The following is a 13479-nucleotide window of genomic DNA, read 5'->3' as shown; positions in this document are numbered from 1 at the left end:
TGCTTCGCAGGTTACCGGTTCAGGGCGTCCTGGACGAATGATCCGATGTGCTCAAGTGCCCGTTTGGCTTCCGGCACATCGCGGGTGAATACCTGCCAGCAGTGGAACATCCCTTCCCAGAGTTCCAGCTGGACGGGGGAGCCGGCCCAGCGCGCTTTCTGGACAAACGCCGCCACATCGGAGAGTAAGAGCTCGTGCGTCCCTATCTGGACATAGAGCCGGGGGAGGTGGTGCAGCCGGGCATGCACCGGTGATGCGAGCGGATCTTTTACATCCTTTCCCGCAAGGTATACGGTGCGGATGGCGTTGAGCCGGGCCGGGGTGATCCAGTCAAGTCCCGTGTTTCTCTCAACAGATTCTCCGGAAAACTGCATATCGGTCAGGGGAGACAGGCAGACTGCTGCCAGCGGGAGTGCCAGCTTTGCATCCCGTGCAGAGATTAAGAGATCGAGCACCAGCGTGCCTCCGGCCGAGATGCCGATCGGGACGATATGGTGGGGGAGAATCCCATGAGCAGTGAGATACTGGTAGGCACAAAGGGCATCGTCGGCGGCTGCCGGAAAGACATGTTCGGGTGCCAGGCGATAGTCCACCGAGAACACCTGTGAGCGGCAGGCACGGGCAAGACTTGTACAAAAGCCGATATGATCGCGGGTTGAGCCTACAGAAAAACCTCCGCCGTGGAAGAAGAGGACGGTGCGTTCCGGGAGAGATTCAGGAACGGTGATCCAGAACCCGTTCAGTCCGTCACGGATCACGACCTGTTCCAGTTTCGGCTGCTCAATCTCCTGGAACTCCACGTACAAAGCGGAGAACTCCTCTCGTGCCCGGGCGGGCAGTTTGTTGGGGTCCGGGATGCCCGCTTTGAGCGCGGAGAAGAGATCCCCGATTGGATCAACTATCATTATCTCTGGATTTGGTGCGACAGGGAAATAAAGTAAGGGGGTGGATCCTGCGCAAAAACGCGGATTAATCCTGATACCGGGCAGGAGAATTCAGGCCAAAAAACATTAATCGTCCGGACGGCAACGAAATCACCATGAAGCGATCCTTTGGGGCACGCACGATTGCCTACCCGCTCCCGGTATTTCTTATCGGGACCTATGACACCGCCGGAAAACCCGATGCAATGGTTGCCGCATGGGGTGGCATCTGTTCTTCCGATCCCCCGAGCATCGCGGTATCGGTCCGACCTTCGCGCCAGACCTACAAGAACCTGATGGCAAAAAAGGAGTTTACCGTAAGTATCCCTTCCGTGGAACAGATGAGCCGGGCGGATGCATTCGGGATCGCATCGGGGGCAGATACCGATAAATTCGTACGGACCGGGTTAACACCGGTTAAAGCAGAAAAGGTCAATGCCCCGTACGTGGGGGAATGCCCGGTGGTGCTGGAATGCCGGGTCTCACAGGTGGTCGTAATCGGTGCCCATACGCAGTTTATCGGCGAAATTCTTGATGTAAAGATCGATGAGAAGATGCTTGATGCGGGGGGAAAACCGGATCTTTCAAAGATCAACCCGCTCATATTTGATGTCATCCGATCAGAGTATTTCAGTTGCGGGAAAAGTGTGGGAAAGGCATTCAGTGCAGGAAAAAAGCATCTGCCCTGACACATCTTTTTTTATCGGGTCCTGGACAAGGGCAGAAAAAATATTATTTCCGGTTTTTTGCACACAGCATGGCGCACGCTCCCCCGATGACCAGGGCTATTCCGGCGATTGCCAGGGGGAGCGGGGACTTGGTCGTGGGAAGAGGTGTTGGGATCGTTGTTGCGGGTTCTGCATTCAGGGTTGCATACAGGTCAACCGTCTGTCCTTTTGCCGGGTACTGAGCGATAGATCCGGTGAACGGAACATATCCCGCTTTATAGACGGTGAATGCCCGGTACGGGGTGCCGGTAACATACACCTGGACACTGAGCGTACCTTTGGCGATTTTACCCTTGTCGTCGTTGTCGAACTTGACCGTAGCACCGTCAACATTGGAGTGGACATTGTACCACCCGATATCCCCGCCAATACTGGCCGGGGTTGCGTTGGGCGTGGGTAGCGGGTTGAGGGTTGCATAGAGGTCTATGCTCTCTCCTTTCAAAGGAACACGGCTGATGGTTCTCTTAAAGGGAGTGTAGCCATCCTTTGTTACGGTGTAAGACTGGTACGGGGTGGCGGTCGAATAGACCGGGACATAGACAACACCTTGTGATATCTCGCCCTTATTCGTCTGATCGAGCAGTACGGTTGCACCTTCGACATTGCAATGGACAATATACCAACCCATATCCCCGCCAACAGTAGCTGCAGTTGTCGTGGGCAGTTCGTTTAAGGTTGCATACAGGTCAACACTCTCTCCCTTGACAGGGATCTGGGTGATGGTATCGACAAATGTCGCATATCCGTATTTCCTGACCGTGAGTGTCTTATAGGGGGTCCCGGTCGTGGGCACCGCTACGGTCAGGGCACCCTGGGGTGCGGTTCCGACAAATTTGTCATCGAGATAGATATTCGCCCCGTATACATTGCAATGGATTTCGTACCATCCCTGGTCGCCGCCAATCTCCTCAGCGGATACAACAGAGAAGCAGGTGATTGCTGCCATTCCCAGGATAACTAACAACAGACACTGGTATTTCATTAAATGCCTCCGGTATGATTACTTCACTTTTGGAAAACTGATGTTAAAAAGGCTCCGTAGTGAGAGAGAGCTTTTTTTGGGGGTCAGGCATATTTCCCGGCAGACCAGGAGAAAATGGGTTTGCCGGGATTTTCCGTGGGTGTCGATTCCTCTCCATACAGGCCAATGGATCCTGCGGGGAGTATGAGGCTACGGTTTTTGATCCTTATCATCCGGGAGAGGATCATACATACCGGACCAATCGGGATAAGGAGCACTGTTTTTAAGGAATTTTTTATATACTCCGGCGGATAGTAATTCTTAACCCGACATCATGCAGTCCCATATACGGGGGGGTGCCCGGGAATTCGTTGAATTGGGAGGTAGATCAATGAAATTTTCACACATCAGCATACTAGCAATTATATTTGTGGTGATTGCAGTCTCGATTGCAGGATGTACCGGTTCCAGTCCGGCCACACCAGCAGTACCCGCAACCGGAGGGGCATCCCCTGTTGGATCGGGAACTCCCGCAGGCACCACAGCGGCTCCGGCAGGAGGGACCGATGTCATGGGTGCAAACATCTTTGGGACCGGCGCATCCTATAACTGGGTCGAATATAAGACGGTAGCATCCGGGATGACCCTGTACACAAAATTTGAAAAATCAGGAAAATGCTCCATGCGGATGGAAGGAAAAGATTTACCCGGGGGGATGATGACGATCGATTGTTCATCGACCGGTCAGACCAGTGGACAGCCGGCCCAAAACAATCCCGCGGATGTTAAATCCGACGTCAAATTCGCCTTTGTGGGTATCGAGCCGGTATCGGTCGGCGCTGGCACCTACCCGACAGCTACCAAATATATGGTAACTTCCCAGGGACAGAAAATCTATTACTGGACTGCTCCCGGCGTCCCGACGTTTGTCAAATTCCTGTCCCCCTCGGGCGATGGCGACATAGTGATGGAACTCAATGGCTGGGGATAACCCGGTAAAAATCCTTTTTTTATTCAGATACGCTTGCATCACCCGACAGACCCTTACGTATCTGCCGTGTCCGGTTCCTTAAGTATTTCTCCGGGGACTCCTCTATCAAATACCCGGACTAAGCGCAGATCACCATACGCGGATGACAAAACTATTCATACCCAATCAATGCCAGAAGCACAGACGGGTCTGATCCTTGTAGTTACCCTCGCGCACGGAAAGTCATAAGTTTGTCCAGTACGACGTATTGATCTCCGGAAAAGAGAACAACGGTCACGACAACGCGATCCGTACCTTTTGATCCGGGAATGACAACTTCCTGACTTGGCCCGGCAGGATTGAGTGTCCCGGTACTGGTCTGGCCATCCGATCGATAGACCGTTCCACGGACTTCTTTTACCACAGACTTGCCGGGTCCGCCAGCGATCTGTAACGAAATGGCACCCGTAACGGTGTCCTTATCGGCAGTGATGAGTACATTGGTTGCAGCCGGCATAACCTGGGTGGGGCCGGGAACCATGGACACCGCACCACCATCCGCAGGCGATGGTGGGGAAGACGGGGAACCGGTGGGTTGTGGGGTTGTTCCGGAAGTATAGGATACGGCCGGCAAAGGGGATGGGGGAGAAGTGGGAACAACGGTTAACGGTTTGGAGGGATCCGTGTCAACATTCAATACAGAAAGTACTATCAGGGCAATGACAATGAGGATAACAATGCCGACCACTGCTGCTAGGGTGACTGTCTTGTTACTCATTATACCCGCGGCAGGGGCAGAAGGTTTTGCTGGGGAAACGGGTTTTGGTCCGGCAACCGTAACAAATTTCCCGGCCGATGACGGGGATGACCCGGACGTGGGGGGCGATGTCGGGGGGGCTGCGTTCTTTCCTGCAGGGGGTATATACCATGACGGTTTTTCTGCATCGGTTTCCTGCCCAACCGGGATTAAATCCGGTTCAGCAGCGGGTGACGGTTCAACGGAAACGAAGGGTTTTGATGGGGGTGCTGGGGGTTGTGAAATGACAGCGGTAGCTTGCGGGGCAACCGTTACCTGATTAAGTGGGGCACCACACTGATCACAGAACTTCATGATAGCCGCTGCCGGTTTACCGCATTTCGGGCAGATTTTTTGCACCGGCATCGCTGCTCCGCACACCTCACAGAATTTACTTCCATCAGGTACCAAGGCCTTACACCGGGGGCAGGGGGTTGAGAAATCATTCAGATTATCGGGCATGGTAATCTCCGGACAATTGTATCCGGCATCGGTAATTTTCAGAGTCCGGATAATACAGGTATTTTGTATGAACATACAGCCAGGAGTAATTTAAGAATTGTGTTTTTATGAGTTATTTTACATCAAAAGATCCTAAATCCGGATCTCTGGAAACACCTCTGGGGTGACACGTATCCTCCGTCCTATAAACCGGGTCATTAATTTTCAAGCAGAAAAATCCAAAAACAGTATAAAAATATGTATATATTCTGCTCCCCAGATTAACATTTGATAAATAATGGCAAAGAAGAACTGCTGGGAATTCAAGAAGTGCGGCCGGGAGCCCGGCGGAATAAAAGTAAAAGAGCTCGGCGTGTGCAGGGCAGCAATCGAGACGCGTGTAGATGGTGTCAATGAGGGAAAAAATGCCGGGCGTGCCTGCTGGGGAGTTACCGGCACCTTATGTGGGGGAACGGTGCAGGGGTCGTTTGCAGCCAAGATGAGCAACTGCCAGGGTTGCGAATTCTATAAAGAGATCCAGAAAGAGGAGGGGCCGAAGATGGTCGGCGTGAAAAAAATCCTCGAGAAACTAACCTGAATTTTGCTTTTTTTCTATTTACCATGCAGATCATGAACCTGACGATACCCGATGTATGGTACAATGACAGAAATTGATCCAGAGCATCCGCTCTCCAATAAAACGTACATAAGAACAAGATACCGTGTAAGAAGGAAAGGTGATAGCTGCGTGGTATAGTTCCCAAGGACACACGTACCTCCGTACAGCATCCTCCGTGTTCCGGCTTAACTGTCGGGTCCGGAGTGAGACCGGGCATTTTTGTTGCCCTGAGTTTACCAAAGGGGAATGATTATGAGTGAAAATAGATCCACAGTATCGTTTCTACGCATCCTGCTCATTTTTTGGGTCGGTTTGTTCCGGGAGCTTTGCCAACACTCATACATTTTTGACGTTCGTTGAGAGGGAATCTGACCAGATCATTTTTTTTTTCTGGTCGGGGGATGATTCAGAATGGGTGGAATCATAATTATGCCTGAATAAATCTGTTTTTGAGGAGATCCTGATATGTTTGTTGCCGAACTCGTCGGTTTCCAGAGCAACAGTCCCTTCAACACAGATCCTTTTTCCAGGTGCTTCCCTGTTATGCGAATAATCGAGAGTATAACTGGCGATCGTAATCGTGGAATTCCCGATCCGGCTGTTGTCAAGGATCATTAAATCTGATTGGTTAAGTATCACCCCGTATTTCCGAAGATTTTCCCGGAAGAAATTATTCTGGTCATTTCGCAGGGATGATGTAAAAAGTTCCCCAATCAGCATAATCTGGAAAAAAAATTCCGTCCGGTCCTGCTCCTCTTTTTCTGGAATCATGGAACCTCAGGTTTTAATGTCGCGTTCATTTGCAGGATTATTCCCTCCTGTTATCCAAAAATCCATTATTGGATGCCATTTGGTAATACTACGGAAACCGGTATAGGGAAATGTCAAGGGCACGATAAGGAATCATCTCTTCTCGAACTTTTAGTATTGGAGGGGTATATTTATCACGGGTTTTCAGATTCATCGCTGCGATTAACATTCGTCAACATAATGAATGTTACCTTTTTCCCGATTATATCTAATATGGTTTTACCTACCCACGTAGTTGTACCGGAAGGGAGCGAACTCTTCCGGTTTACCGGAAGAGCAGTGAACTGGATTGTGGACTTCTATGATTTCCTTGTATTCAGTTCGTTGCTGTTGTCTATTGAATGCATTGCCATGGCATACGTATCCTGCATAATCCAGCAGGTACCCTGGAGTGCAATGACAGGGATCATATCGTTCTTTGTTGCGTTCTCGATCTATAACCTCAACAGGAAGACGGATGAAGATGAGGATGCAATTAACCGGCAGGACCGGTTTGCTTTCACAAAAAGATATGAGACCCCCCTGTTTTATGCGAGCATCCTCTTCCTGATTCTTGCACTCGTTCTCTCGGGGCTTTATGGAATACTGCCTCTGCTTGCAACGGTTGCGCCATTTGTCTGTGGAATCCTTTACAGTTTCCGCTTGCTTCCTGCGTCCCTTGGATATCGAAGGCTCAAGGAGATTCCCGCGGTAAAGAATATCGTTGTCGGTTTTTCCTGGGCAATCCTTCTGTCATTGCTGCCGGTCTACCTCAACCAGGGTATCCCGGATTCCAAAACCGCGATTACATTCCTGTTATTTTTCCTCTGGGGATTCATGGCTTCCATGATCCCGGACATCAGGGACAGGGCCGGTGATGCCAGTGCTGGTGTCAGAACAATTCCCGTGATCTTTGGAGAGAAGCGGACCAGAACCTATCTTACCTGGGTCATTCTTGGGCTTGGATTACCGGCATTAGTCTTCAGTGTCTTCTTTCTGCCACCATTCACTACCTTACTGATCTTAGCCATTAACCTGTATTCGCATGGTTGTGTGTACCTGCTGAACAAGACCTCGCTAATAAATTTCTTAGCAGATGGTATTTCCGATGGACAGTACATCGTCTTAGCTGGGGGGATATTCATCATCACATATATTCATCCGTATTATTGATACCCATCAAGGCCAGAACGGGAAAATATTTTATTTTTTATCGACAGACAGGGATAAAAAAAAGGATCGTAGTATATACCCCCATCACCTTATCAGGTACATAATGGAACCGCTGGAGGTTTACAATAAAAATTACAAGTTGATCCAATCGATCTATTCGTCACGATTGAAAATCCAGATATTACTTGCAATCGCCCAGGGGCCAAAACCACTTGCGGTACTGCGGGAGGTGACCGGGAGCACATCCCAGGCAATTATCCCGAAGATCCGAAGTCTCGAGCGTCTCTCTCTCGTCGAACCGTGGGAACACGGTTACGCCATTACACCCTCCGGCAGGATTCTCGTCACCAAGATCGAGGATTTTGTGATGACTATGGGCGAGCTCACCCAGCACCGGGAATTCTGGGCTACCCATGACATTGAAGGGATCCCCCGGCCATTTCTCCATACTATCGGGGCACTCTTCGGTTCAGAAGTTGAGTTTGACACTACTGACAATATGTTCCATATCTATACCCATTTCATCACCATCCTGCAGCAGGCCGGATACATCCATGCCATCTCATCGGTCATGAGTCCCACGGTTGCCGATGTACTCTCAGAGCGGATCATTGCCGGCATTCCGGTTGAACTGGTTGTCAGCCGCAGCATAGCAGCGGGGCTTTTACAGGAACCGTTTTTAAGTAAAATCCAGAAGCTCAAACCTTACCAGAATTTTAAGATCTGGATTGTCGAGGAACCTCTCAGTCTCGGCCTCACCATCACTGACAAACATCTTTCCCTTGGTCTCAACAAGAAGATCAGTAATATCTATGACAGTTCTGCAGATATGTTCAGCACCGATATTAAAGCACGGGAATGGGCAGAGCAGCTGTTCCAGTACTACCGGAACCGGGCAGTTCTCCTGGAATCAGGATGAAATGCACTTTTGCCAGAGGGAAAACGGGATCGTTTGGTAATTCAGGAAAGGAATAGCGATACTATACTGAACTGGATATGATGCAATACGCACGATACGAACCTGACAATATCGAATGATCGATACCGTGATCTAATAAACGAAAAGCTTCTCTCTTCATTGAAATCTCATAAGAATAGGATACCGATTAAGAAGGAAAAGTGATAGCAGCGTGGTATGGTTCCCGGGCGGTGCGGAGATAAGGGATCGTGACCGGGGCTCAAGGTGCAAATTCGAGACCGAATAAAGCACATGATATATATATATATTGTGAGTCACGGATCTATGATAGTCTGCGTATTATAAAAATACCTGAACTGGTGTGAGCCCCCCGTGATCTCGATCCTGTATATTGATGATGAACCGGAACTGTTGGACATAGCCAGGCTGTACCTTGAACAAAAAAAGGATATGCGGGTTGATACCGGTGTATCCGCAACCGAAGCGCTTGCAAACCTGAAAAAAAATCCCCGGTCCCACGATGTTGTCGTATCCGACTTCATGATGCCCGAACTGGATGGCATCTCCTTTTTGAAAAAAATCCGTGAACTGGACCCGGCGCTCCCCTTCATCATCTTCACCGGGCGGGGGCGGGAAGAGGTTGTGATCGAAGCCCTGAATAATGGAGCAGATTTCTATATCCAGAAAGGGGGTGATCCCACGTCCCAGTTCGTTGAACTGGAACATAAAATACGGCTGGCAGTCGAACACCGGAATGCAAAAGAGAAGATCGTATCACTCAACCGTCTCTATGCGGTGCTCAGCCAGGTCAACCTCGCGATTATGCGGATCCGCACGCGGGAGGACCTCCTTTCCGAAGTCTGCCGCATCGCAGCAACTACCGGAAAATTCCGTCCGGTATGGGTGGGGATGATCGATTACCAGCAGATGGTTCTCCGGCCCATAGCTGTGGAGGCGTTCGGGGAGGATGTTCCCAGGACGATCCCTTTTTTCGCAAACGGGGATCAGCAGGAATACTGCCACGGGCTCCAGGCAATTCTGGAAGGCAGGCATTTTATCTGCAGGAATATCCAGGATTACCCGCAGGAATCAGTACTCCGGGCCGGATCTGAAAAGTACGGCTTCGAGGCATTCGGGGCATTCCCGCTGAAGTTCCACGAAAAAATCATTGGCGCATTCCTTGTGTACGCTGCTGATCCGGAATTATTCAATGCAGAAGAGATCCAGCTGCTGGAGGAAGTTGCATCGGGTATCTCCTTTGCCCTTGAAACCATCGACGAAGAAAAACACCGGGTACAGGCAGAGAGTGCGCTCCGGGATTCGGAACAACAGTATCGCATCTTCATTGATTCCATGGATGACATGGTCTTTTTAAAAGATCACGAGTTCCGGTATATCGTTATCAATAAGGCACTGGAGAAGTATTTAGGGACCGCCGAAAACCTGATCATAGGTAAAACGGATTCTGACCTGATGCCTGTTCACCTAGCCGAACAATGCCAGGATTCGGATAATAAAACACTCGATACCGGGCACGCCACGATTATCCTGGAATACCATGAGAAAAATGTCTATGAAACCCATAAATTCCCGGTAAAATTCCAGGATGGCCGTACCTACATCGGGGGATATATCAGGGATATTACCAGCCAGAAGAACGCAGAACAGTTGGTGAAAGAATCGGAGCTGAAATACCGTATCGTTGCCAACAATACCTATGACTGGGAGCTCTGGTGGAGTCCTGATGAGAACTATCTTTATGTATCTCCATCGGTTGAACGGGTAACGGGCCATACTCCGGAGGAGTTCACACAGGATCCGGATCTGCTCTGGCGTATCATTCATCCGGATGACCGCCGCGATTTCCAGAAACACCAGCAGGACGTAATCAGGACAAAAGAACCCGGTGTTGTCGAATTCCGTATCATCCTGCCCGACGGATCGATACGGTGGATCGAGCATGTCTGCGATTCAGTCTACAGCGACGACGGGAAGTATATGGGTCACCGGGCATGCAACCGGGATATTACCGACCGGAAATACCTGGAAGAGCAGCTGTTCCGGCTTAACCAGGTCCAGATGAGCCTGATCCAGAATGCCCACATCTGGCTCATGATCCTTGATGAGATGGGTAATGTGAAGGTCTGGAATAACGGAGCCGAAATGATCAGCGGTTTTACCGCGGCAGAAGCGGTTGGCAATCCGGAACTCTGGAAACACCTGTATCCGGATACCTGGTATCGTGCATTTGTTACCACGAGGATCCGGGAGATTATCGATAAGAAAATATATTTTGAGAATCTTGAAACCAGGATACGCACAAAAACCGGGGATCTACGCTACATATTATGGAACACGCAGAAACACGACAGCCTTCCCGGGGAGCGGGTGAGTTACATCGCTATCGGACGGGATATCACCGACAGCAGGATTGCGCAGAAAAGTCTTGAGTCGCTGGAACGGTTCATGGACCTTAATCCGAATCCGGTACTGAAGACCGATATCGGCGGGGGTGTCATCTATGCCAACAAAGCCAGCAATCCGCTCCTTGCAGCATGGAATTGTACAACCGGTGGCGCGGTCCCTGAAGAGATCAAGGCGGGCATAGACGAGGTTCTTGAAACGTTCCTGCCAAAAAATCTTATCCTGAAAGTCAACTCGACATCATACCGTTTTGACCTGTTTCCCAATCGCGAGGAGACGAGTGTCACCATCTATAGCAGGGTGTGCGGCGATCCGTGTATTCTCTGACAGGGATCTTTCAGGGGGTCTGCTCTTTCGGGTATCTTCCGGGGATCCATTCACCCTACGGAACCGGTAGGTTGAGGGGTTTTCCCAAGACATGAGGGTGCCGGTATCCGGTCCCGGGCAAACCCCTGCCGGAGGAATACTCGCCCCGGTAATTTCCGCCAAGCAGGGATGGGCCGGGGATTGGATCTCACAGCTCGAATTCAGCCCAGACGGCCCCGTGGTCTGAGGCTGCATCGGCCCATTTTTTTACCGAGGTGTACTCATCTTCGATTGGTACCTTCGCATTGGCTGCCATGGTCATGGCCTTGAGATTGTAGATCCCCCGGCGCTCAACACCGGCTTTGCGGAAACGGTCTTTCAGGGGTGCAGACACGAGAATGAAATCGATCTGTTCGAACTTGTCGTAATGATAAGTCCAGCGTTGCACCGGGTCGTCTTTGAACTGGAGCCCGAGGACATCGTGCAGGCCAGGTACCGCAAGCAGGGGTTGCAGCGGGGCGCTCCCCGGGTTGTCGTTGAAATCCCCGGCAACAACGACCCAGTCCTTTTCCAGGTCATAGGACTCTAGGATCTTTGCAACAGCGGTTGCCTGGCGCTCGCGTTTCTTGTCCGCAGTATTGTCCGCATCATATCCCCGGCTCTTGAAGTGGTTGCAGAGGACATGCAGGGACTGCTGGCCGGGGAGAAACACCTCGGCTTCGAGACAGTCACGACTGAAAATGACCGTCTTGCCATCTTTATCGAACATGTGCGTGCGGAGGGTGCCGAACGGGTACTTGCTGTACAGGCCGACATCGATTCCCCGCTGGTCGTTGCCATCGATGAGAAGATCGTAAGGATACCGCGATCCCAGTAACTGGGCATCGAACGACTTCAGCGTAGGCCGGTCTTCCGCCTCGACAATGCACAGGATGTCCGCGTGGATATCCTTGATCACCTGTGCGGTATTTTCCCGGGTCAGTTCCTTAAACGAGTCCGGCCTGAAGGCAACCTCCCCGTCCCAGTCATCACCTTTCCCGTTCGCTTTCACACCAATGATTTTCTGGCCTTTCCTCAGAAACAACTTCCCGCGGTTCTCCCGGACTTCGATGTACCCGCTCAGTTCCCCGGTATACATCCTGACAATCTCCTGCTTGTCGGATTCTGTATACAAGGTTTTTGCGAGCAGGTCCTGGAACTCATTGATTTTTACCAGGATTTGGTCTACGGTGCTGTGGTTCTGAAAATTGAGGGCTTTTGCGCGCTGGAAAAGATTCTGGACATTGAATGAACCGATCCTGAAATATTTTGCCATAATTGCTCCGGAAGCGGTGCAGCAGTACATCCGGCAGCTGCGAGTTATTCGGCTTCACACGACTATTGTATTTTTAATATAATAAATAATTGTAGTGCGGGCACAATATTATATCCGGAACCGGAGATTCCGGTTGGGGCATTTTCTGAGAGGGTGCCTTATGCCGGCACTGTGCCGGAGATTGGAAGCATCACGCAGGTCCTGAACCTGCCGGTATCGCATGACCGATATGATGACATGAAGAGAGTATCCACTCTTCATAAATTTTCGTAAGAACAGAATTACCGTATAAGAAGGAAAAGTGATAGCAGCTTGGTATGGTTCCCGAGGACTCGCGTACCTCAGTACAGCATACTACGTGTTCCGGCTTAACTGCTGGGTTCGGAATGAGACCAGGTGTTTCCCGAAAGCTATGGCCGCTATCACAAATTTAAACATATCATGAAGGTCGTGAACCTCGTGCTGTCCCATGATGGACAAAGAAGACATTATAACGAGAGGCTTCGCTCACCAGTGAAATTTCATAAGAACAAGATACCGTGTAAGAAGGAAAGGTGATAGCAGCTTGGTATGGTTCCCGAGGACTCGCGTACCTCAGTACAGCATACTACGTGTTCCGGCTTAACTGCTGGGTTCGGAATGAGACCAGGTGTTTCCCGAAAGCTATGGCCGCTATCACCACATGTTGTTTGCTTGTTTTTAGATGCAGTGAAGAATTGCTGACAATTCTTCTCCACGCCATACTCCATTTAAGGAATACAGCGTAAGCCAAGGTCCGGATTTGAACCGGAGTGTAGTTGATCTGCAGTCAACCGCGTGGCCGCTCCGCCACCTTGGCAGCCGTGTATGATGATACCCTATCCAATTGGACAGGATATAATTTAAGGTTTGCACAAAGAATTTCGTCTGGGTTTAACGTGGTGAGCACTAGTGTTCGGACGTTAGTACTTGCGGACTGAACACGTCGTTGCCTTCGTGCGTACATCCCAAGCCTATCAAACGGATCTTTTATCCGTGTCCTCAACGGAGTCTCTTTTTAGGCCGGGTTTCAAGCTTAGATGCTTTCAGCTTTTATCCCTTGGCGCGTAGCTGCTCGGCACTGCCTTGTCAGACAA

The 13479-nt window shown here is 50.4% G+C and carries 11 protein-coding genes, 1 tRNA gene and 3 rRNA genes; 6 read left to right on the top strand and 9 right to left on the bottom strand.

The window, feature by feature from the left end:
• Positions 1 to 11: 11 nt before the first annotated feature.
• Positions 12 to 905, bottom strand: a complete 894-nt coding sequence (locus WC593_08925) for an alpha/beta hydrolase (protein ID MFA4825265.1) — start codon at positions 903 to 905, stop codon at positions 12 to 14.
• A 134-nt stretch (positions 906 to 1039) separates the two neighbouring features.
• Between WC593_08925 and WC593_08920 the strand changes: the two genes are divergently transcribed.
• Positions 1040 to 1612, top strand: a complete 573-nt coding sequence (locus WC593_08920) for a flavin reductase family protein (protein ID MFA4825264.1) — start codon at positions 1040 to 1042, stop codon at positions 1610 to 1612.
• 43 nt (positions 1613 to 1655) lie between these two features.
• Here the strand turns inward: WC593_08920 and WC593_08915 are convergent, their stop codons facing one another.
• On the bottom strand, positions 1656 to 2633 hold the full coding sequence (locus WC593_08915; GenBank protein ID MFA4825263.1) for a PEGA domain-containing protein: 978 nt from the start codon (positions 2631 to 2633) through the stop codon (positions 1656 to 1658).
• Positions 2634 to 3003: 370 nt separating this feature from the next.
• Here WC593_08915 and WC593_08910 point away from each other — a divergent pair, with 370 nt between their 5' ends.
• Complete coding sequence (locus WC593_08910; protein ID MFA4825262.1) at positions 3004 to 3603, top strand: hypothetical protein; 600 nt, start codon at positions 3004 to 3006, stop codon at positions 3601 to 3603.
• A 202-nt stretch (positions 3604 to 3805) separates the two neighbouring features.
• On the opposite strand, the gene WC593_08905 is transcribed toward WC593_08910, so the two are convergent.
• Entirely contained in the window at positions 3806 to 4840 is a 1035-nt protein-coding gene (locus WC593_08905; GenBank protein MFA4825261.1) for a zinc-ribbon domain-containing protein, read from the bottom strand.
• A 277-nt stretch (positions 4841 to 5117) separates the two neighbouring features.
• Here WC593_08905 and WC593_08900 point away from each other — a divergent pair, with 277 nt between their 5' ends.
• Complete coding sequence (locus WC593_08900; GenBank protein ID MFA4825260.1) at positions 5118 to 5417, top strand: hypothetical protein; 300 nt, start codon at positions 5118 to 5120, stop codon at positions 5415 to 5417.
• A gap of 357 nt (positions 5418 to 5774) precedes the next feature.
• On the opposite strand, the gene WC593_08895 is transcribed toward WC593_08900, so the two are convergent.
• A complete protein-coding gene (locus tag WC593_08895) occupies positions 5775 to 6209 on the bottom strand; it encodes a hypothetical protein (GenBank protein ID MFA4825259.1) in 435 nt (144 codons plus the stop codon).
• Between the two features lie 252 nt (positions 6210 to 6461).
• Here WC593_08895 and WC593_08890 point away from each other — a divergent pair, with 252 nt between their 5' ends.
• The 3 genes from WC593_08890 (at position 6462) to WC593_08880 (ending at position 11070) form a co-directional block, all read left to right on the top strand.
• Positions 6462 to 7400, top strand: a complete 939-nt coding sequence (locus tag WC593_08890) for a UbiA family prenyltransferase (GenBank protein ID MFA4825258.1) — start codon at positions 6462 to 6464, stop codon at positions 7398 to 7400.
• A gap of 103 nt (positions 7401 to 7503) precedes the next feature.
• The gene (locus WC593_08885) at positions 7504 to 8319 is read left to right on the top strand and encodes a transcriptional regulator FilR1 domain-containing protein (GenBank protein MFA4825257.1); all 816 of its coding nucleotides are present in this window, start codon (positions 7504 to 7506) and stop codon (positions 8317 to 8319) included.
• A gap of 372 nt (positions 8320 to 8691) precedes the next feature.
• Positions 8692 to 11070 carry a PAS domain S-box protein gene (locus tag WC593_08880; GenBank protein ID MFA4825256.1) on the top strand — a complete coding sequence of 793 codons (2379 nt, stop codon included), beginning with the start codon at positions 8692 to 8694 and terminating at the stop codon, positions 11068 to 11070.
• Positions 11071 to 11257: 187 nt separating this feature from the next.
• Here WC593_08880 and WC593_08875 read toward each other — a convergent pair whose 3' ends face one another.
• The 5 genes from WC593_08875 to WC593_08855 form a co-directional block, all read right to left on the bottom strand.
• Complete coding sequence (locus WC593_08875) at positions 11258 to 12364, bottom strand: endonuclease/exonuclease/phosphatase family protein (GenBank protein ID MFA4825255.1); 1107 nt, start codon at positions 12362 to 12364, stop codon at positions 11258 to 11260.
• Between the two features lie 302 nt (positions 12365 to 12666).
• Positions 12667 to 12788 (bottom strand): 5S ribosomal RNA (gene rrf, locus WC593_08870).
• Between the two features lie 131 nt (positions 12789 to 12919).
• Positions 12920 to 13041: ribosomal RNA gene (gene rrf, locus WC593_08865) — 5S ribosomal RNA — on the bottom strand.
• An 89-nt stretch (positions 13042 to 13130) separates the two neighbouring features.
• Positions 13131 to 13202, bottom strand: a tRNA-Cys gene (locus WC593_08860).
• Between the two features lie 84 nt (positions 13203 to 13286).
• Positions 13287 to 13479, bottom strand: a 23S ribosomal RNA gene (locus WC593_08855); the annotation flags it as partial.

The organism is Methanoregula sp. (genome assembly GCA_041645435.1).
GTDB lineage: Archaea > Halobacteriota > Methanomicrobia > Methanomicrobiales > Methanospirillaceae > Methanoregula.
This window is presented reverse-complemented; position numbering and strand designations above follow the sequence as displayed.